The sequence below is a fragment of the Sulfitobacter sp. EE-36 genome (genome assembly GCF_000152605.1).
Classification (GTDB): Bacteria; Pseudomonadota; Alphaproteobacteria; order Rhodobacterales; family Rhodobacteraceae; genus Sulfitobacter; species Sulfitobacter pontiacus.
The window spans coordinates 28,487-49,600 of record NZ_CH959311.1 but is presented as its reverse complement, the minus strand read 5'-3'; the positions used below and the strand labels follow the sequence as shown (position 1 = coordinate 49,600).

Genomic DNA, 21,114 nt, shown 5'->3' with positions numbered 1-21,114 from the left:
CATGAAGATCGCCGTCATCGGACATGTGCGTTTCTCCATCGCGCGCCCCTTCATGGGCGGGATGGAGGCCCATTGCTGGCACCTCTGCCGTGGCCTGCGAGCGCGGGGTCATGACGTGACCCTTTTCGCCGCCGGTGACAGCGATTGGGGCGGTAAGGTCGAGCCGGTCGTGGACGTTCATTATGACCGGGAGTTTCCTTGGCACCAATGGCATGGCACGCCGGAGCTCACGGGGCATCTGGATGCGGCGTTCGAAAGTATCTTACCGCGCCTTGCCGAGGGTGGTTTCGACGTGGTGCATAACAATTCCTTGCACCGCTTCCCCCCGCGTTTCGCCGCGCGGCACCGAATCCCGATGGTGACCTCCCTACATGTGCCGCCGTTCGATGTATTGAAGCGTGCCGTCGCCGATGGTGGGGCACCGTGGTCGCTGTTCACCACCTGTTCGCAGCGGCAATTGGGAGCGTGGTTTGATGACGCAGAAGCTCCCTTCGCCAGAGTTGTACCGAATGGTATTGATCTTGCGGACTGGCCGTTCCGCCCGGAAGGCGATGGCACCGCGGTATGGATGGGCCGTATCACGCCGACCAAAGGGACGCATTTGGCCGCTCAGGCAGCTAAGATTGCTGGCATCCCGCTTAGGATTTACGGCACGATTGAGGATCAGGGGTACTTTGATACCGAAATTGCGCCGCTGTTAGCTGAGCGCGTCCAATACGGTGGACACCTGCAAGGCGCTGACCTGACCAATGCCATCGCTCGCGCCTCTGTCCTGCTGTTCACCCCGCTATGGGATGAACCCTTCGGACTGGCGGCGATTGAGGCGATGGCTTGTGGTCTGCCGATTGCAGCGGTTGAGAATGGGGCGATCCGGGAGGTTGCGGGGGATGTTGCGCGTTATGCGGGGGCGGATGCTGGGGAGCTGGCCGAGGCGTTGAGGGAGGCGATCGGCATCCCGCGCTGGGCGGCGCGGGAGAGGGTTGAGAGGTTATTTACGATAGAGCGGATGTTGGCGGCGTATGAGGGGTTCTATGGCCGGGCGGTTGAGGCTGTACGGGTAGACTTTGGCGTGCCTACCTTTGAACGGTTTCGACTACCCTCCATTTTATGCTGCTGACGAGTCTTTTGCAGTGACTTTCAAAAAAATCGTCATGCCGGTTTACGAATACTATAGGAGACTTTTCCTTGTCACAGGCCGCGTTAGATATTATCGCTGTCAACTATGATATCTCTGCGGGTGCCAAAGGCCAAGCATGCGCTCCCGTGTATTCGCCGTATGTAACCAAAATGTAGCATCTTTAAGCAAACTACTTATTTTATCTGCAATGTTAGAGAAGACTTTTACCTGTACACTATATTTAGCTTAGAAGATTTTACATAATCCTAATTATAAGGCGTATATTTTGCCCCTTACAATCGATAAGACCCCACTCCCTGGCGTCATCGTGATCACCCCCGCCCGCTTCGGCGATTACCGTGGTTTTTTCTCAGAAAGCTACAGTGCCGAAGCACTCGCCGAGCATGGGATCACCACGCCATTCGTGCAAGACAATCACTCCCTGTCCATGACCCAAGGCACCATCCGCGGGCTCCATTTTCAGGCACCACCCCATGCACAGGACAAGCTGGTGCGCTGCGGTCGAGGCGCTCTTTTTGACGTGGCGGTCGATATCCGTAAGGGGTCGCCGACCTATGGGCAGTGGTTCGGGGTCGAGCTGAGCTTCGAGAACGGCAAGCAGTTACTGGTACCGGCGGGCTTCGCGCATGGGTTTGTGACACGCGCGCCGGAGACCGAAATTGTCTACAAATGTTCGGATTATTATGCGCGGGAGACCGAAGGTGCCGTCGCTTGGGACGATCCTGCGGTTGGAATTGACTGGGGTCTGGGGGATATGACGCCCGTTTTGTCGGAGAAGGACGCAAATGCGCCCGCCTTGGCCGATCTTAACAGTCCGTTCACGTTTGAGGGTGTATAGATGAAGCTATTGGTGACAGGCGGCGCGGGGTTTATCGGATCGGCAGTGGTGCGGTTGGCGATTGCGCGGGGGTATAGCGTATTGAACCTTGATGCGCTGACCTATGCGGCCTGTCTTGATAACGTGGCGAGCGTGGCGGACAGCCCTCTGTATGCGTTCGAGCAGGCGAATATTTGCGATCGGGAGGCATTGGACAGGATTTTCGAAGCACATAAGCCCGACGCGGTAATGCATCTCGCGGCCGAGAGCCATGTCGATCGCTCCATCGACGGGCCGGGGGCGTTTATTCAAACCAATGTCACCGGCACCTATACGTTGCTGGAGGCCGCGCGCGCCTACTGGCAAGATGCGGGTAAGCTCGGTAGTTTCCGCTTTCACCATATCTCTACCGACGAAGTCTATGGCTCCCTCGGTTCCACAGGGCAGTTTACCGAAGAGACGCCTTATGACCCGCGCAGCCCTTACTCTGCTTCAAAAGCGGCGAGCGATCATCTGGTGCGCGCCTGGGGCGAAACCTATGGCCTGCCCATAGTGCTAACAAATTGCAGCAATAATTACGGACCGTACCATTTCCCCGAAAAGCTGGTGCCGGTGGTCATCCTCAAAGCGCTCGCCGGCGAGCGCATTCCGGTCTACGGCGACGGCGCGAATGTACGTGACTGGCTGTTTGTCGAAGACCACGCCGATGCGCTGCTGACCGTGCTGACCAAAGGCGAATTGGGTCGCAGCTATAACATCGGGGGCGAGAACGAGGTCAGCAATCTCGAGCTGGTCAAGATGATCTGCGCCCTGCTGGACGACCGCCACCCCGAAGGCGCGCCGCATGCCGATCTGATCACATTTGTCGCCGACCGTCCCGGCCATGACCAGCGCTATGCCATTGATCCGACACGTATCCGGACAGAGCTTGGCTGGCGCCCCTCGGTCACGGTGGAAGAAGGGCTGGCCCGCACCGTGGATTGGTACCTTGAGAATGAGGACTGGTGGCGCGCGCTGCAAACGCGCCAAGGCGTCGGCGAGCGATTGGGCAAGGCATGAAGATTCTCGTCTTCGGTCACAGCGGTCAGGTCGCTACGGAACTACGCGCGCTAGACGGCGATGACGTCCAGATCACCGCCCTCGCCCGCGCCGATGCAGACTTAACCGACCCCGCCGCCTGCGCCGCTGCGATCGATGCGCGTGCGCCTGATGCGGTGATTAACGCCGCCGCCTATACCGCCGTGGATAAAGCCGAAAGCGATACAGACACGGCGCAGATCATTAACGCCGATGCCCCCGCCGCCATGGCGCAAGCCTGCGCCGCGCACGACATTCCTTTCGTCTCTATCTCGACCGATTATGTGTTTTCAGGCGCGGAGGACACGCCTTGGGCACCCGCCGACGCGACCGATCCGCAAAGCGTCTATGGCCGCACCAAACGTGACGGAGAGGTCGCAATTGTAAAGGCCGGCGGGCGCTACGCCGTGTTGCGCACCTCTTGGGTCGTGTCGGCCCATGGCAATAACTTCGTTAAGACCATGCTGCGTCTGGGAGCCGAACGCGAGGCATTAACCATCGTCGCCGACCAGATCGGTGGCCCTACCGGCGCTGCTGAGATTGCGCAGGCTTGCGTTATAATCGTCAAAACCCTCATCTCACAGCCCAGAAAATCTGGCATTTACCATTTCTCAGGCGCGCCCGATACCAGCTGGGCGGATTTCGCTCGCGCGATTTTCGACGCCGCCAAGATCCCCTGCGCTGTCACTGATATCCCGTCGACTGACTACCCTACCCCCGCCAAACGCCCGCAGAACTCCCGGCTGGATTGCACAACGACCGACGCCGCCTTTGGCATTTCCCGCCCCGATTGGCGCGAGAGCCTCACCCATATTTTGCTCAAACTTGATTTTCCCAAGGACTAATTCCCATGACCCAAACGCCCAAACGCAAAGGTATTATCCTCGCCGGCGGCTCCGGCACGCGGCTTTATCCGATCACAATCGCCGTGTCGAAACAGCTGCTGCCGATTTATGACAAGCCGATGATTTACTATCCGCTAAGCGTGCTGATGCTAGGCGGTATCCGCGACATCCTGATCATCACGACGCCCCAAGACGCCGACCAATTCAAGCGGGCTTTGGGCGACGGCAGCCAGTGGGGCATTTCACTGAGCTACGTCACGCAGCCAAGCCCCGACGGACTGGCTCAGGCCTACATTCTGGCCGAAGACTTCCTCGATGGCGCGCCGTCTGCGATGGTCCTTGGGGACAACATATTCTTCGGTCATGGCCTACCCGAGATCCTCGCCTCAGCCGACGCTCAAACCACCGGAGGCACCGTCTTCGGCTACCGCGTCTCCGATCCAGAACGCTATGGCGTGGTGGATTTCGACGAGAACGGCCAAGCGCGACAGATCATTGAAAAGCCGGAAGTGCCGCCGTCGAATTATGCGGTAACGGGGCTGTATTTTTTGGACAACACGGCGAGCGAGCGCGCAAAGTCGGTCAATCCATCAGCACGGGGAGAGTTGGAGATCACGACGCTACTTGAGACATATTTGCATAACGGATCGCTAAATGTGCAGCGTATGGGGCGTGGGTATGCTTGGCTGGACACCGGGACGCATGGGAGTCTACTAGAAGCGGGCAATTTCGTGCGCACACTGGAAACGCGACAGGGGTTGCAAACGGGAAGCCCCGACGAAATAGCATTTAACCAAGGCTGGATCAATGCGGCAGAACTTATCCAACGCGCTGGACAGTTCGCAAAGAATGAATACGGTACTTACCTTGAAGACCTGCTGGGATAAAGAGTTGGAGGAAGCCTGCCGAGATAACTTCATACTCAAAGTTGTTCACTATACTAAGCGCTATTTATCCAGTATTTCTGCCTTTCAATAGAAAACGAAATTTTCAAGTATTGCTTCCATGGCTCCTTAGATGGTCGGTTAAATCTCAACACGTTAAATTGAACGGAGCGACGATGCAATATTTTTTAAATTCAGTCTGGAAGAAACTCCTCTACGCAACCCATATTGGCTACCTTTGTCTGCACAATCACGTTCTCGCAGTGATGATGTTTCAGACATCGCCTCTTACTTAAATTTGGAAAGATTATTATGCTCGTATTCGCTGAAAATGCGTGGCATGTTATTATTGCATTCTTGGTGTTTCTGGCAGGATACCCAATCGCATTAATACAAAAGAAAATCTTTTGCCTATCTATGAAACGGGCGCTGGCGCTCTACATATGGCATAGTATTTTTTGCATGTTCTACTTCTGGTATTCCTTAAACGATGCGGCTGACGCAACCCTGTACTATATTCATTCCCTTACATACGAATTTGGGTTTGGCTTTGGAACAGCAGGAATAAAATTCATTGTCTCCTATCTATCGCAGGGTCTAAATTTTTCCTATGGAAACGTTTTCCTTGTATTCAATATCTTCGGTTATATCGGCCTGCTGGCCTTCGCGTCGGCGCTGCAAACTGTGACATCTCAAAGTAGAGGCAATATTCGAACTTTTAGCGTAATGTTTCTATATTTACCCGGCATCAGTTTCTGGAGTTCAGCAATCGGTAAAGATGCGTTGACATTTATGGCAGCAGGGCTTGTGACATGGGCCGCTTTGGATGTCGGCCGGCGGATGCCTGCAATTGTACTCGGTGGATGCCTTTTTCTCTTGCCACGTCCGCATATTGCCGGAATTCTACTGTTATCTATCTGTTTTGCGTTACTTGTCTCTTCCAATCTAGGGACCCTGAAGAAATTAGTGCTCCTGACAATTGCGATACCATTGAGCGTCGCCGGCATACAATTTGGTCTAAGCTATGCCGGACTGGGAGATGCTAGCGACTTATCCGATATCAGCGACTACTTCGAAACCCGGCAGGGCCATAATCTTGGCGGCGGAAGCTCGGTTGATATTGCTGGGATGTCGGTTCCAATGCGCCTGTTCACCTATATGTTCCGACCTCTTCTGTTTGATGCAAACGGAATAATGGGAATTGCTGTATCATTCGAAAACTTTGCGGTCCTAATACTTTTAGTTATGACTTTGCTTAAAAAGAAACGCCCGCTCTCGCAGCTAAGCCCGTTTGCTGTAACGTTCTACCTTACTTTCGCGATAATTTCGTGGTTTGTACTTGCTAACACTACAGCCAACCTTGGGATCGCGGTCAGGCAAAAATTAATGTTCTTACCGATGCTCGTTGTCCTTCTGTTCTCAATGTGGAAAAGGTACCCGAGGCAAGCCACTATTGGAGAATTGAGAACATGAATCGGATTCTCATACTTGCTTCTTACGGTCCCTCTCTATGCAATTTTCGCGGGGCCCTAATTGAAGAGTTGTGTCGACGTGGGCACGAGGTTCACGCAGCTGCTCCCGAGCTTATTACAGACAAGACTACACGGAGTTGGCTTGAGCAACGTGGTGTCGTTTGTCACAATGTGTCGCTATCGCGCTCTGGCTTAAATCCAGTCGCCGACCTAAACACCGTGAGACAGACCGCGAGCCTTATGCGGGAAATCAGCCCCGACATATTCGTCGGTTATACCGTTAAACCGGTTGTTTGGGGGCTCTTAGCAGCTCGAATCGCGAGAGTTCCCAAACGTGTTGCGCTGATCACAGGGCTCGGATATGCGTTTACCGGCACTGCTAACGGCCTGCGCCGAGTTGTGAGAAATATCGCACGCGGCCTTTATCGCATAGCGCTCCGGCACGCTACATTAATATTTTTTCAAAATTCAGATGACAGAAGCGAATTCGACTTTCTTGGCCTCTTGCCGGACGGCGTGCCTGTAAAGATAGTAGCAGGATCTGGTGTCGACACTGAATATTTTACACCATCCCCGTTTCCGCCGCCCCCTCTACGCTTTCTTCTCATTGCGCGCCTGCTCGGAGACAAGGGTATTCGTGAATACGTCGCTGCCGCACGCGAGTTGCGCGAGAGTTGGCCGGATACAGAATTTCATCTTGTAGGCGGTGCCGACCCTAGCCCAGATGGTATTTCGGAGAGCGAGGTCGCGGGTTGGTGCAATGATAATGACGTCATTTGGCACGGGCCTCTTGAAGATGTGCGTACTTCTATTTCCGCGACACATGTTTATGTTTTACCAAGCTACCGCGAGGGTACGCCTCGGACAGTGCTCGAAGCGATGGCAATGGGTCGACCTGTCGTCACCACGGATGCACCCGGTTGCCGGGAGACAGTAATCGACGGCGTAAATGGTTTCATTGTGCCGGTTCGGAATGCCAAGCAACTCACGATTGCTTTAACGCGGTTTATTCAAGAGCCCGATCTGGTCTCTACCATGGGTTCAGAAAGTTTGAAGGTAGCTCGCGGAAAATATGATGTACATAAAGTTAATGCAATGATGTTGAAGGAGATGGAACTTTGAAGCTGAAGCGTGGGACGCATATCTTTGGAACGCGAATAGGCCTTGTACTGTGTATTTCCATTCAGACGTGCCTAGGGTAGCGGCATGATTTCCAACGAGCCTTGCCCCATATGACTCTTCTTTCAGGCATGCGTAATCGGGGACATTGGAGTTGACCTACTCCCCTTTAACTCCGCTAATTGAAATTAACTTAGTTCATGGCATGGCCCTGCTCGGCGGGGATTTCCAACGCGCGAGGTTCTTTGCCTTAAGAAACGATCAAGCTAAGCCAAATTAAGGCGCAGGGATGACGAACAACCCTAGGAACTCAGAAGGAGAGTATTCTCAAAGTTCGTTTGTACCAACTAATCGATTTTAAGAAAGGTAATATTTTCATGAATAGAGACGATGCTTCTGCATCCTCAGAACCGCTAGGATATCACAACCCATGGCTAGACTGGATTAGGTTTGGAGCGGCGCTTATTGTATTACTTACTCATACTCGGGATGTAATATTCGTCGAGTATAGCCTTCTGGATCCAGCTAGTCATAATTTTTTTGTGATCATCTTCTATGCCTTATCGCGATTAGGTACGGAGGCCGTTATTGTGTTCTTTGTATTAAGTGGCTTCTTGGTTGGCGGTCCGGCATATGAAAGGGTAAAGAGAAATACTTTCAACGTTTATCAATACTCAATTGATAGGGCTGTTAGAATTTTAGTACCATTATTCCCAATTATAGGCATTACAGTATTGGTGGGCTTACTTATTGGAAATGAGCCTGAAATATTAAGAAAGACAGTTGGTCATATATTTTCGGTTCAGGGGGCGTATACTCCTGTTTTCAACAATAATATTCCCCTTTGGTCTTTAGCCTACGAGATTTGGTTTTATATTATTGCTGGAGCGCTTGCATACATTTTTTTTCGATCTGGAGCGACTGGCGGTAAAGTGATTGCAGCTATTCTTTTAGGACTGAGTGTTGCGGTGTTTCTACAACTAAAGGTTCTATATCTAACCATCTGGTTCATGGGTGCTGCGGCTTACGTGTACCGGCCTTGTTCAGGCAAACGAATGTGGGTGGCATTTGGTGTGCTCGTTATTATTTTGGGGGTTGGTGCGCGTCAGTTTTCAAAGTCTAGCTCATTCTTTTCCATCGGCGTGGATGGCCTTCCATATGGATCTTATATGGGAGAGTTCTTAATCTCTCTTGGAATGTGCCTTGTAATTCCGAACCTGTTCTTGATAAAGTCTAAGTTTACCCATTTCGGAAATATAGGGAAATTCCTAGCATCTTTCTCATTTTCTCTCTATCTGATTCACCAGCCTATTCTTCGCCTATGGCCAGTCCAAGATCAGAATATTATCTCTGGCAGAAGTTTTTCAATATTTCTTCTGGCGGTGACTGTTATTATTTTTCTATCTTGGGGTTACGCTCAGATTTTTGAGGCAAATAGCATAAAGGTAAAACGCTTTGTTTACAGAATTTTGAGTTTAAAGAAAATGCATTGATGTGAATAGCCCCTAGATTTGTAGACGCTTTCTTCCCTAACTTTGAGGCAAGGAGGCCGTTATGGGGAAGCCAAATTTCAGTGAGGATTTCAAGCGCGATGCCGTCCATCAGATAACAGTGCGGGGGTATGCCGTTCGCGAGGTTTCGGAACGGTTGGGCGTCAGTACATATTCGCTCTACAAATGGATGAAGCTCTACGCAAAAGCTGCGTCACAGACATCATCTGTTGACCATGAAGCTGAGAACCGCAGGCTCAAGCGTGAGTTGGCGCGCATGTCGGAGGAGCGCGACATCCTAAAAAACCGTTCCGGGTTGTGGCCCGCCTGTGCGCGGTAGAAACAGCCTGTGCTATGCTGCGCTATGAAGGGCAGCGGCCGTTCGCTTATTGGTGGTCCGCCTAAGGGCGGAACCCCGTTAAAAAAAGTGGTCCATGGGTTGATGCGAACTTGAGAGTGGTGACGCTGTTTTGCAGTGATCCCGGTTAGGAAGATGACAGATCTGCATAGCCCACGCCCTTCTGTAGCCAACAGGAGGACAGACAATGGCAAAGCAAAAGACCTGCAAGGCCCCAGCAATTGAGACTGTGAACGTCGGAGCTGCGGCAGTTGATATCGGTTCGCGTGAACACATGGCGGCCGTCAATCCGGATGTGACAGATACGCCAGTGCGTGCCTTCGGCACCTTCACCCATGATCTGCATGATTTAGCCTATTGGTTTAAGTCGCACGGGGTGACCAGCGTCGCGATGGAATCTACGGGTGTCTACTGGATCCCAGCATATGAGATACTCGAGCAGCATGGCTTCGAGGTTGGACCTGTCGCGCTTTCGTGCCGCCCCAGGTGCTCGTTTAGGCCACCTCGCGTTCGAAAGCGACAGGGCTTTTCCAACCCAATGCTGAGTGTCGGCGTCGCGGATTGTAGAAGCCGTTGATGTACTCAAAGATCGCTATCTCAGCTTGCCTGCGCGTTTCCCATGGTAATCCCCCCATTTTTAATGGGGTCCAGCCGTAGAATTCAGGCGGCTGTTTTCAGTTTCATGGCGGGTGTCATGCCGCCGATACCCATGTTGGGTCGCTCGTTGTTGTAAGTCCAGAGCCATTCAGTTGCTTGGTCTTGTGCCTCCTCGATGGTTTCGAAGATGTATTGCCCAAGCCATTCGCCGCGAACGGTGCGGTTGTAGCGTTCAATGTAGGCATTTTGTTGTGGCTTGCCTGGCTGGATGTATTCCAGTCGAACATTGCGTTTTTCGGCCCATTCCATCAGCTTACCACTAATATATTCTGGGCCATTATCGACGCGAATTGTCTGCGGTTGACCGCGCCATTCGATGATCTGGTTTAAGCTTCTGACCACTCTCTCTGCGGGCAGCGAGAAGTCCACTTCGATGCATAGGCCCTCACGATTGAAGTCATCCAGCACGTTCAATGTCCTGATCGAGCGCCCATCTGCCAGCTGATCCGCCATGAAATCCATCGACCATGTCTCATTGGGCTTATCAGGCACAGACAGGGGTTCCGGCTTGTCCCGCTTCAAGCGTTTCTTGGGCTTGATACGCAGGTTTAGCTCCAGCTCGCAGTAGATCCGATAGACCCGCTTGTGGTTCCAGCCGTAACCCTGGACGTTGCGCAGATACAGAAAGCACAGGCCGAAGCCCCAGTTGCGCTTGTTTGCTGTCAGACGTTCCAGCCAATCGGCGATCTCTTCATTCTCGTCGCTCATTACAGGGCTGTATCTGTAGCAGGTCTCGCTGATCTCGAACGCCCGGCACGCCGACGCGATGCTTACGCCGTGTCGTGCGACCGCATTCATGGCCATCTCTCGTCGCAGAGACGGCCTTAACGCTTTTTTCCAAGGGCTTCCTTCAGCAGATCATTTTGCATGCTCATCTCGGCATACATGCGCTTCAGACGACGGTTCTCTTCCGCCATATCCTTCATCTCGGACATCAAGGACGCGTCCATGCCGCCAAACTTAGCGCGCCACTTATAGAAACTGGCGCTGCTCATGCCATGCTCACGGCACAGCTCAGAGACCGGCACACCGCCCTCCGCCTGCTTCAACACTGCCATGATTTGCGCGTCGCTGTATCGTCCGTTCTTCATCGTAAATCTCCTCAGATATCTTGCCGAGAAAATTCTACTTTTGAACACCGCTAATTTTGGGGGGGATTACCCCCATGACTGCCGCCATATCAGCTCGGCTTTTATGGTTTTGAAGAAGGTCTCGACGGCGGCATTATCATAGCAATTTCCCTTGCCAGACATCGACACCTTGAACCCGTGCTGGCGCAGGATCTTCTGGTAGTCGTGCGAACAATATTGCGACCCACGATCCGTGTGATGGATGCAGTCCTTGGGCGGCTGACGGAACGCGATGGCCATCTTCAAAGCCCTGATCGCAAGGTCGCGTTTCATCCGGTTCGAGACCGCCCAGCCAACTACACGCCGTGAATGCAAGTCCAATATCACAGCCAAGTACAGCCACCCCTCACGCGTCCAAATATAACTGATATCGCCTGCCCACTTTTGGTTGGGCGCATCAGCGCTAAAGTCACGATCCAGCAGGTTTGGCGCGATATTGAACTTATGATTGCTGTCCGTTGTCGCCTTGTATTTACGAGTTCTTACGACCGATATGCCGTTCTGACGCATCAGCCTGCCTACGCGGCGGTGCCCTACATTCAGACCAATTTCCTTCAGCTCTTCGGTCATACGCGGCCTGCCACTCTCGGGACATTGCTGCGCAATACCCTGCCGTGCAGTGCATAACTGCCCAAACTGAGACGGGATTGTTCTTTCCCTCTCGGGACATCACTGCGTGATGCCCTGCCGGGCAGTGGATATGGGCCAGCGTGACCAAATCAGACCGCTGCCTGCGGCTGGCTGGACGGCTACGAGGCGCCCGCAAACCACGCGGGCTGACTGCCATAACCCGGCACATCAGATTGATGGAAAATGTTGTTCGGTGTTCTTCAATGAACTTAAACCTCACGGCTTTTGGCTCGCAAAGAACACCGTGGCCTTTTTTAACACTTCCCGCTCCTCCTTGAGAATGCGGTTCTCACGACGCAAACGGTCATTCTCTTCGGCAAGGCTAAGATCCTCTTTTGACACCACATCCGTGTCTCGATGTGCAGTGATCCATTTGTTCAGCGTCGACATGCCGACGCCCAGATCGTCAGCCACCTGTTTGCGCGTCAGTCCACTGGTTAGCGCGATACGCACCGCATCAGCGCGGAATTCATCTGTGCGTTTCAGTCCCATAGTTAGTCTCCTTTGTTGCAGTAGATGCTATCAAAGGAGCGGCATCAAACCGCGACAGGTCCATTTCCTTCAGAGTCGATACATCCATCATCTGCTCAGCCAGTAGTTTATTTAAATTGGCGTTCTCAACTTCCAGTGTCTTCAGCTTTTTCTCATCGGATACTTCTACTCTCGGGATCATGCTACGCGTAACCCTGCCGCGAAGTGCATGCCGCCATACTTCGAACGCCATTTGTGGGACGTCGCATCGCTGACACCGTGCTTGCGGCACGGTTCCTTCGTACCAAGCCCTGCCTGATGCTCCTTCAATATCCCAATTATTTGCTCTTTACTGAAACGGCTTCTCTTCATCGTCTGTCTCGTTGTTAGAGAACAGGCTAACTCAAAAAAACCGGACATTTCAGGGAACAGGTCACCCCAATATAGGGGTCAATCTTGCGTGCCGGTTCACACCCGATGGTTCTTTCGCTTCTTCCTTTTTGGATCGTCACTTTCATCATGCGATCCACCTTAAACACAGGCCCGAATTTCCGCGCCCACCTGTATATTACGGTTTAGGCCCTTTGCCTGACATCGACAAAAACCCGGCCAATGCGCCGGCATATAGCATATGAATTCTCGCGGACTTCTTATCGTCAAGTATAATAATTCTCAGTGAAGATTGCGCCAACTTCTTAATAATTATTGACAAGGGTAATTTTTCATTACCATATTTCTTTCGTATAAGAATTAGATTTCGGATTCCATAGTAAACTTGCCAAACTGGCTTGTTAGGTGCCTGCAAGGTCCAAAATAAAAACCTTCTTGGAACATAATCGAATATACTTCCCAACGTAGCATTACGGCACATCAATTGCAGCCAGCCACCTTTTTCAAGAGCCATACCGTACGCCAGATCTTCATAGCCCATCCATAACTCGGACATCACGACTATGCCCTGCTTTCTAACTGCTGTAGAATAAAGTGCTCCATTTGAGCTACTCCATACAACCCTAGAATTCGAGTCTCCGACTGGGGCGCGGGCAAACCTATTACCAGCCGTTGGTGTAAAGGTGCGCCGACCATCCTCCCAAGGTCTCTCCATAGATCCATGATGAAGTATTGGGTAGACAGCTCCCACCTTGGACTGTGAACTACCAGTTTTGAGCATTTCTGTTAGACGATTATTGTCCCAATTGGCATCATGATTAAGACAGTAACACCATGCGGCCCCCGTCTCACTGGCTAGCTGCATACGCCGTTCTAAATTTCCAGCTGAACCAAGATTAACCTCAGAATTTTCATATTGAACCGACCAACCGTTAACTTTAATTGCGTCAGCAATTTTGCCAGAAGCTAGGCTATCTACAACTAATACGCTGACAATACTCGGGTGCCGATCGGCGAAAATCGAATTAAGTAACGCGATTACTTCAACATCTGATCTATATGACGAAATAGCAACTGCTACGGTATTATTCATGATGCCGCACGCGCCCAGCCCATGAGTTCTGACAGACCGTCTCTGAGGGACACTTTAGGTTTCCATCCAAGTGTGTCCTCTGCTAGTTTGATATCAGCTAGTGCGTGTCGAATATCCCCTGGCCGGAAATTCCCTGTTATTTGATATCTATTTTCGCCCTCGTTGATATTCTGTAACATCAATTTAACTACGCCCAAAATAGTCTCGCTGCAACCCGAACCAATATCAATGATTGAATTAGGGACTTGATCAATTTCACACATCTTATGAATTGCTTGCACCACATCACTGACATGAATAAAATCTCTAGAGATATGCCCATCTTCATATATGTCCAAGACTCCTCCTTGCAGCAATATTTGAGCAAATATAGACAGCACTCCAGTATATGGATTATGCAACGATTGCCCGGCCCCATAGACATTTTGTAAACGAAGGATTCCGCAGGAGATTTCGGTTTGCTCAAATCCTTGCTGGATAATATATTCCTGCATGAGCTTAGTTGAGGCATAAATCGAGGAGGGAGCAGGCTGTGTATGCCTAGCTGCGCTTGCAACAGGAGTAACTCGGTTCCCGTCAATGTCCCTAGGTTCAAAATCCTTTGCAGACATATGCGAGCTTAGTCGAGGTACAGCTGTTAGTAGGCGGCCATCACCATCAACGCAAGCTCCTTCACCATAAACTGCCCGCGAGCTAGCTAAGATTATTCTTTCAACCGCGCCGTCAGTTTTTCGAATAGCCTCTACAAGACCCGCAGTACCCGACACATTAGTTCGACAGTATTGCAGCGGGAGTTCATACGACTGACCAGTTCCCGTTTCCGCTGCCAAATGGACCACGATCTGAGCGCGCGAATCTTTCAATACAGTTGTTGTGCCGCGAATATCATTGACGTCGCCTATGATAACCTTCACGCCTACGTCGGAAAGCTTCTTCATTGTAGCTTCAGCATCTGAATGCACTTGAGGATGGAAATTATCGAATACAGTGACATTGTGCGATGCTTGGCACAATGACGCCGCTAGACGGCTTCCAATAAACCCTGCGCCCCCAGTTATCAGCACGTTTTTCAAAACTAAGCTCCTTCTAAGTCGATCTCATTAAGATAAATAGACTATTAATGACTAACATTTAACACCACTCAGAATACCGAGAACTTTTCTTGATAAGAGACCTACGAAAATAATTGTAAAAAGGTACGGCAATCATCGCTTTTTCTATAAATAAGCGGCAAGATTCCCACATCACACAACCTATCGCCTCTCGTATTTAAGCGCTTCAGCATAGCTTAGCACTGAACTCTGTAAAGAGAAGTGATCACATCCTAAACTTTTCGCGCGAGCCCTCAATTCATCTCGTCGAGGAATTACAGTATCGCGCACGTACGGCCATACAATCCCTAAGTCATCTTTAACAGATAGAAAAACTTGCTCTTCAACCAGCTTGTCGGCCGCGCCAGATCCAATATATCCAACTACGGGAAGCCCTGCCAGCATGTACTCTCCAAGCTTTATTGGTACCACTCCCTGTGTCGAGAAAGCGCTTTGAATAAACACAATCCCTAAGTCACACTCCATAAGCGCCTTCGGCATTTGATCGGCTTGGAGGCGAGCAACCGCTATCCAGCTACGACACTTTATGCCTGCTCGATCGAGAGCCTTAGTCAAAATATTTTTGTCGCCAGTGTATACTTTGAATACTAATTTCGGAAGATGTTTGCGCAGCGAGATCGCTAAATCAATCATCGTATCAACGCAATATTTATCTCCAAGAGACCCAGCATAACAGAGTGTAAACTCCCTTTCTCGTCTGCTCTGATCAATTTCTAAATATGGTGCTGGGTCACGCCCATTCGTGACTACGAAAAACTTTTCGGCAGAACACCCACTGCGTTCCCGCAGAATTTCGATGGCCTTTGGTGTTCTAACCAGTACCGTATCTGCATTTTGCGTTACCTGAGCTTCGACTTTACGAAGTAATCGATATACCAAACTTTTGCGTGATAAATTACCAAAATCAACTCTCTCGTCTGCAACAAATCCGTCTGCATCGAATATTAGATGAAGTAATTTAGATTGCTTTGAAACTAATACCGACAAACCAGGCATTAAACTACGTGGCATCAAAGCATCAATTTTCCAATCCTTGACAGCTCTATCTATATGCCGCCCCCCCATTAGGGAAGAAAGTAGGGGCCCCAATCCTCCAAACTTCCTGATAATCGGAGCCGAACGGTACTGAATTCCATTCTTTTGACAAATGGATTTCGTTTCCGAAATCCGATCAGAGTTTGCCCAAGTAAACTGAAGAACATGGACGTTATAACCAAAACTAGAGAGGCCAGAAAATATAGGCAAAAACAGACTTTCAAGGTAGTTGGTTTGGGGGCCATCCCAAGTTATAAACAATATATTCATTTGACACCACTTCGCCTAAACATGAGATGAACCACTGATCTCACATAAAATTTCGCAATCGAAAAATCAAACATGGATCCGAAAAGAAACTTGCAAGATATATTAGGAAAAGTTGAGAACGCTTCGTATCTAAACTTCAGTCTGTTATTCAGACGATTTAGCATCTGGTACATTATATCCGCACGCTGTTTATCAATCAAACCAATTTCAATCGCTGTATCAAGGTCTTCCTTTCTTTGCTTGACACCCACCAGCGCGCCGTCGATTCTCGACGCCCCTCGCGCGTACAGTGATACATGATTAGCGGTTTTCAAAAAATTAGTTACGTTGTCGCCATGTCTACGATAGGATACCAGATCTTTATTTATAAAGGAAATGCCCCCAAGCAGATAGCTTCTATACGAGATTGCATTGTCCTCAAATACAACTGATGGCAAGAGCGGACCAAATACATCAAATACTTCTTTTGACCATGCATGTGTAGCCCCAATTACAGGATAGGTATTTTTCATCATGATCTCATCCGTTAAGTTCTGTGCAGGTAACGGAAACTTTTGACTAATCTCCTTGCCGGCGGCATCTATATACATTGCGCTTGACCAAACAGAGTATGGCTTTGGACTTAACCTTGAGAACTCGCGTGCAATTTCCTGAACTCTATTTGGTAACGAAATGTCGTCGCCCCCGGCAACCACAATCACATCTCCTTCGGCCAATTTCATCAATTCGTTAACATGAGTCCCAATTCCAAGATTCTTAGAGTTTCTATTTATTTTCAGGCGATGGGGGCCGCTGTATGATGCCGCCATATTTTTAATGATTTCAAAAGTGTCATCTTTTGAGAAATCGTCTGAAAGGATAATCTCTAGCGGTTGGTATGTTTGCTCAAGAGCACTTTGTACAGCTTCACGGATAAAAGCTTCTTGATTATATGCTAATAGAACAAACGAAATAAGAGGCTGATCTTTAACAGCAGGTGAATTTTTGCTCATTGGATACTCCTGATTGGCCAACCAATGAAGGCATAGATTCGCATTAAACGGGAAGTAATGCGCCCTTCAGGGCCCATCTTGATTAGGACGACCCGCAGGCCAAAAAAGCCCGTTAGGAGTGCCAAACAGATAGAGACGACTGCCGCCAATTCGGGTGCTATTCTCGTCAATGACAAAAGTACCAACGCCAAGATGCTATGAAGAGCGAGAAATACTAGCGAGAGGGGCTGCCAGCGGAAGCTTAGGATGCTATAGGCCAAGACATTAACCAAACAAAATTGTATAATATAGGCAATTAAAAATGCTGGGCCGGTTACAAAAAGACCAAAATGCTCAAGCCCGAACCAAAAAATTGTTAAGTACCACAAATTAAAGTTGAGCTGCACAAGTAGAAAAATCCTTCCGCGTGCCGCTGCAACAAACGCAAACCCAAGTGCCCAACTCGCAAGCTTGAACACATTTCCCACCGTTTGCCACTGCAATAATTCGACGGCGGGTTCGAACTCTGCTGAATAGAGCAATTTTACTACCCAAGGGGCAAGGCCGATCAGCAGCAATAAGACCGGACCGCCGATTGCCAGCCCAAGCTGTGCCTGATCGTTCATCAGGTGAGTCGCCTCAGCTCGTTTGTTAACTATTTCGGTGAGGCGCGGATAGTAGTCAGCTGCCATTGCCCCTAAAAGGAACCCTACGTAGGTCATTGTGATACCCCAAGCGGCAGCGAAATGTCCTGCAGCTGCTAGTCCTAGTTCCTGCGTAATGACGCCGCGCACCGCCAGTAGGGTCGCCGTCGTTGCAAGGCCGCCAAGCATAAATGATACTCCCAGCTTGGCCATCGGCTTCCATATATTCCAGATCTCTTTTGAACTGGGGCGAGCTGTGGATGGCTTCGGCAAGCGGCGTGTATATCGTACGGATACGACAATTGTCGCCAATGGCTGGAATATGACAAACCAAACCAAACCTGCTTTTCCATAAAGCCATACAGCAGCCAAACCCGCGAATGTGCCAACCAGCGCACTAAGAACAGTGACGCGTCCAAGATCACCTATCATACGCATGCCTTGTAGCAGCGCTGTTTGTGCTGAACCGAGGAGGGTTAGTAGTATTCCAATTCCGATCAAACACACTTCGGTTTCGTAAGACCCGTCTCCGAAAATCCATACAGATATTTGGGCACGTAGCAACCACACCCCCAGCATAGCAAGAAGTCCCTGCATGATATGGGCAGCCAAAAGCACACGTCTGATCCGGCTCAGTTCCTGCTCCTCGCCTTTGACACTAGCTATCTGCCTCACGCCACTGGAACCCATACCGAGGCCAGCAGCCGTTCCGACCATACCCAGTAAGCTACTATAAATACTTAGAAGACCAACGCCTGTCGGCCCCATTAGAATTGCGACCACCTTCATCCGCAGGATGGAAATGATAATATTGAAAGCTTGGGAGCTCCCAATAACTATCATAGATTTGATGATACCTCTTGATTCAGACATTTTCTTTGTGAATCTGCTTTCGTATTCTCTGATACCCAGCGTCTAGCCGTTCTGCTACGTCCGATGGTATCCTTAAATCTGTCGTTCGAGCTTTTCGAAGTACTATCCTGTCAATAAACGATACAAAGCGAGGATAACCTGACCACCGACGTATGCCGAGATTGTCGACTATTCTTTGAATAGAATGAGTTCTACCAATGCTTTTTAAGGAAATGCTTGGCAATTTCCGGATCGTTGGAGCGCGTCCAGTGTTTCCACTATTGTGCTTCTCAATACATAAGCTAGTACCTATGTATTCATCTCTACTTGTGAGCTCGCCAAGATCTATACAACCTACAGATAGCAAATCGAAATCAATCAATTTCACGTCGGTAAAACCAGCTTCTCTGATAATCCTCAAGAGTTCTTCGTAGTCATAGCATATCGCACGATGGTCACGACAAAATGCAGAAAAATCTGACTGCAGCCGGAACGGCAACGAATTAAATATCTCTTGGAAATACGATGGTAGTGAAAACTTGGGATCCCTGACTGTTAGAATGATTTGGCAAGGTAGGTCGATAACAACGTCTTTCAACGCGTTAACTTTATCTTCTATAGATGCCCCATCTTGATGTACAAGAAACATCTCCTCTGAGATAAAAACGGTCTTCCCAGAAGCAACATGTACGGTGAGGTCATGTTTAAGATTAACTTGATCAGTCTGAAGACACTCGATCTTTCCTCTGGCGCAAATATCATGCAGCCTTTGACTTAAACTCCCTACGTTAAGCTCACGAGGTTGAAATGCCCCAGCGAATAAAAAATTTGGGTTGCTGAGTGAATTGAGAGCAACTTGCAACGAAGTAGTGGCAGTTTTCGGCGGACCTAAGTGACATATAATCTGTCCGCTCATACCGATGTCCTTGACAAAATCTGATTGTTGATAATTCCGATGTGCTCTGGATCCATTTGGGGTCCAATAGGAAGGCTCAATAATTCATCCGCTATTTGTCGTGCGCAGGGAAAAGTCTCTGCGCTCATCCCTAAATGTACATAGGCTTGTTGCATATGAGGGGGAATTGGGTAGTGGATCAATGTCCCGATTCCAGCCAATTTGAGGCGACGTTGGAGATCATCTCGTTCCTTGGAGCGTATGACATACAGGTGCCACACGGGGTCTGCCCAGTCTGGGGTACAAGGCAGGATCAGCCCGCTGTCTTTCAGGCCTTCGCTATAGGCCCCCGCGATCATCCGGCGGCGGTCAGTCCATTCGTCGAGGTGTTCCAACTTCACCCGCAGCACTGCCGCCTGAATTGGATCAAGGCGCGAGTTTACGCCCTGTACCTCATTCACGTATTTGACCCGGCTGCCGTAGTTGCGCAGCACTTGAACCTTGTCCGCCAGATCGACGCGATTGGTGGTGATGGCACCCCCATCCCCCAACGCACCAAGATTTTTTCCAGGATAGAAACTCCAGCAAACGATGTCCCCATGCCCGCCGATGCGTTTATTCTTATATCGAGCGCCATGCGCCTGCGCCGCATCCTCAACCACTGCGATATTATGTTTCCGTGCAAGTTTTAGGATCGGATCAATATCGGCGGGTTGTCCATACAGGTGGACTGGCAAGAGAACCCTAGTCCGCGACGTGATCGCCGCAGATATAAGATCAGGATTAATATTATGGGTAGCGGGATCCGGTTCAACAGGCACCGGCGTGGCTCCCACAGCGGAAACGGCCAGCCAAGTCGCGATGTAGGTGTTGGACGGAACGATCACCTCGTCGCCTGAACCGACGTCAAGTGCTCGTAAAGCAAGTATGAGTGCATCCAACCCATTGGCCAGTCCCACTGCATGATTGGCTCCGCAGTATTCGGCCCATTCAGTTTCAAACGCTTCGACTTCTGGGCCCAATATATACCAGCCACTGTCCAAAACCCGCGAGATAGCTGAATCGATTTCCGACTTCAATTCACGGTAGGATGCACCAAGGTCGAGGAAAGGTACTTTCATTTTATACCCTTGTTTGCTGCTGCGGTAAAATCGCTATAATTGCGAAAGTAATCGGCCTCATCATAGGCGCGCGAGGCTAGAACCATACAAACGGCTCCTTGGCTAAATCTATCCATTTCACGCCAAATCAAGCGATTGATGTAGAGTCCCTTACGCGGATCGCGCAGCCAATACTCAGACTTTGTTCTCCCATCGTCTATTTTCATACGGAAGCTACCAGAAAGTGCGAAAACCACCTGTTCTAGATCACGGTGGGCGTGCCCCCCTCGTTCGGCATCGACCGGCACATTGTAGAGATAGTAGACGCGCTTAATTGGAAACGGGACATGGCGTTCACCTTCGATGAAGGTTAGATCACCTCTTGGGTCTGTTACAACTGGAAGATCGATCAACCGCACATGTCCGGCTGACGGTGTTTTTTCTTCAATCATCGTTATTTCCTGATTTTAGAACCTTTATGTGCGTCGACTTATCCACTGTGAACTGTTCGCGTGAATAGACAAAAAATATATCCTGCTTTGTCCTGTGTATTTCGGTCATACCAAGACGGCGGTAAAAAGATTCTGCATGGGTGTTTTCTTTCCGCACATCGACGTTTGCCGCTTGAAGCCCAAGCGTTTCAAAACCAAACCCGAATGACAAA

The 21,114-nt window shown here is 50.0% G+C and carries 17 protein-coding genes and 6 pseudogenes; 10 read left to right on the top strand and 13 right to left on the bottom strand.

Translation table 11 applies throughout. The features are described 5' to 3' along the window. The first annotated feature begins 1 nt into the window (after position 1). The 10 genes and pseudogenes from EE36_RS17145 to EE36_RS17100 all read left to right on the top strand — a co-directional run. Positions 2-1,117, top strand: a complete 1,116-nt coding sequence (locus EE36_RS17145) for a glycosyltransferase (protein ID WP_005854460.1) — start codon at positions 2-4, stop codon at positions 1,115-1,117. Positions 1,118-1,403: 286 nt separating this feature from the next. Beyond that, on the top strand, positions 1,404-1,976 hold the full coding sequence (gene rfbC / locus EE36_RS17140; RefSeq protein ID WP_005854458.1) for a dTDP-4-dehydrorhamnose 3,5-epimerase: 573 nt from the start codon (positions 1,404-1,406) through the stop codon (positions 1,974-1,976). Then, positions 1,977-3,014: a dTDP-glucose 4,6-dehydratase gene (rfbB, locus tag EE36_RS17135; RefSeq protein WP_005854457.1), complete on the top strand. Its 1,038-nt coding sequence runs from the start codon at positions 1,977-1,979 to the stop codon at positions 3,012-3,014. Next, the gene (gene rfbD, locus EE36_RS17130) at positions 3,011-3,877 is read left to right on the top strand and encodes a dTDP-4-dehydrorhamnose reductase (protein ID WP_005854455.1); all 867 of its coding nucleotides are present in this window, start codon (positions 3,011-3,013) and stop codon (positions 3,875-3,877) included. The genes rfbB and rfbD overlap by 4 nt, the downstream gene beginning before the upstream one ends. 5 nt (positions 3,878-3,882) lie before the next feature. Continuing rightward, positions 3,883-4,764 carry a glucose-1-phosphate thymidylyltransferase RfbA gene (gene rfbA / locus EE36_RS17125; protein ID WP_005854454.1) on the top strand — a complete coding sequence of 294 codons (882 nt, stop codon included), beginning with the start codon at positions 3,883-3,885 and terminating at the stop codon, positions 4,762-4,764. 309 nt (positions 4,765-5,073) lie between these two features. After that, positions 5,074-6,234: a hypothetical protein gene (locus EE36_RS17120; RefSeq protein WP_005854452.1), complete on the top strand. Its 1,161-nt coding sequence runs from the start codon at positions 5,074-5,076 to the stop codon at positions 6,232-6,234. After that, positions 6,231-7,355, top strand: coding sequence for a glycosyltransferase family 4 protein (locus EE36_RS17115; RefSeq protein WP_039912470.1), 1,125 nt, complete (start codon positions 6,231-6,233; stop codon positions 7,353-7,355). The genes EE36_RS17120 and EE36_RS17115 overlap by 4 nt, the downstream gene beginning before the upstream one ends. Before the next feature lie 374 nt (positions 7,356-7,729). Further along, positions 7,730-8,845, top strand: a complete 1,116-nt coding sequence (locus EE36_RS17420; protein ID WP_005854449.1) for an acyltransferase — start codon at positions 7,730-7,732, stop codon at positions 8,843-8,845. A 61-nt stretch (positions 8,846-8,906) separates the two neighbouring features. Next, positions 8,907-9,158: pseudogene (locus EE36_RS17105) on the top strand (transposase); the annotation flags it as partial. A gap of 229 nt (positions 9,159-9,387) precedes the next feature. After that, positions 9,388-9,657: pseudogene (locus EE36_RS17100) on the top strand (transposase); the annotation flags it as partial. A gap of 37 nt (positions 9,658-9,694) precedes the next feature. On the opposite strand, the pseudogene EE36_RS17545 reads toward EE36_RS17100, so the two are convergent. From EE36_RS17545 to EE36_RS17660, 13 genes and pseudogenes are all read right to left on the bottom strand, one after another. Further along, positions 9,695-9,820: pseudogene (locus tag EE36_RS17545) on the bottom strand (IS3 family transposase); the annotation flags it as partial. A 40-nt stretch (positions 9,821-9,860) separates the two neighbouring features. Further along, positions 9,861-10,948 (bottom strand): IS3-like element ISSusp2 family transposase gene (locus EE36_RS17095; RefSeq protein ID WP_156785607.1). Its coding sequence is split into 2 segments (ribosomal slippage): positions 9,861-10,687 and positions 10,687-10,948, totalling 1,089 coding nucleotides; the frame shifts between segments, so codons are not numbered across the junction. A gap of 78 nt (positions 10,949-11,026) precedes the next feature. Next, a pseudogene (locus EE36_RS17540) lies at positions 11,027-12,109 on the bottom strand (IS3 family transposase); the annotation flags it as partial. Between the two features lie 61 nt (positions 12,110-12,170). Next, positions 12,171-12,460 (bottom strand): annotated as a pseudogene (locus tag EE36_RS17075) (transposase); the annotation flags it as partial. Positions 12,461-12,656: 196 nt separating this feature from the next. Beyond that, the gene (locus EE36_RS17535) at positions 12,657-13,571 is read right to left on the bottom strand and encodes a glycosyltransferase (RefSeq protein ID WP_156785606.1); all 915 of its coding nucleotides are present in this window, start codon (positions 13,569-13,571) and stop codon (positions 12,657-12,659) included. After that, positions 13,568-14,635, bottom strand: coding sequence for an NAD(P)-dependent oxidoreductase (locus EE36_RS17415; protein ID WP_005854433.1), 1,068 nt, complete (start codon positions 14,633-14,635; stop codon positions 13,568-13,570). Before EE36_RS17415 ends, EE36_RS17535 begins: the two co-directional genes overlap by 4 nt. Positions 14,636-14,824: 189 nt before the next feature. Further along, positions 14,825-15,988: a glycosyltransferase gene (locus EE36_RS17530; RefSeq protein ID WP_156785604.1), complete on the bottom strand. Its 1,164-nt coding sequence runs from the start codon at positions 15,986-15,988 to the stop codon at positions 14,825-14,827. Further along, positions 15,985-16,980 carry a glycosyltransferase gene (locus EE36_RS17065; RefSeq protein WP_005854428.1) on the bottom strand — a complete coding sequence of 332 codons (996 nt, stop codon included), beginning with the start codon at positions 16,978-16,980 and terminating at the stop codon, positions 15,985-15,987. The genes EE36_RS17530 and EE36_RS17065 overlap by 4 nt, the downstream gene beginning before the upstream one ends. Next, the gene (locus tag EE36_RS17060; RefSeq protein WP_039912465.1) at positions 16,977-18,476 is read right to left on the bottom strand and encodes an O-antigen translocase; all 1,500 of its coding nucleotides are present in this window, start codon (positions 18,474-18,476) and stop codon (positions 16,977-16,979) included. Before EE36_RS17060 ends, EE36_RS17065 begins: the two co-directional genes overlap by 4 nt. Further along, entirely contained in the window at positions 18,469-19,371 is a 903-nt protein-coding gene (locus EE36_RS17525; protein WP_156785603.1) for a hypothetical protein, read from the bottom strand. Before EE36_RS17525 ends, EE36_RS17060 begins: the two co-directional genes overlap by 8 nt. Continuing rightward, entirely contained in the window at positions 19,368-20,471 is a 1,104-nt protein-coding gene (locus tag EE36_RS17055; RefSeq protein WP_005854424.1) for a DegT/DnrJ/EryC1/StrS aminotransferase family protein, read from the bottom strand. Before EE36_RS17055 ends, EE36_RS17525 begins: the two co-directional genes overlap by 4 nt. Next, positions 20,468-20,902, bottom strand: coding sequence for an FdtA/QdtA family cupin domain-containing protein (locus EE36_RS17050; protein ID WP_005854422.1), 435 nt, complete (start codon positions 20,900-20,902; stop codon positions 20,468-20,470). Before EE36_RS17050 ends, EE36_RS17055 begins: the two co-directional genes overlap by 4 nt. Then, positions 20,895-21,114 (bottom strand): annotated as a pseudogene (locus EE36_RS17660) (hypothetical protein); the annotation flags it as partial. The gene EE36_RS17050 and the pseudogene EE36_RS17660, both read right to left, overlap by 8 nt.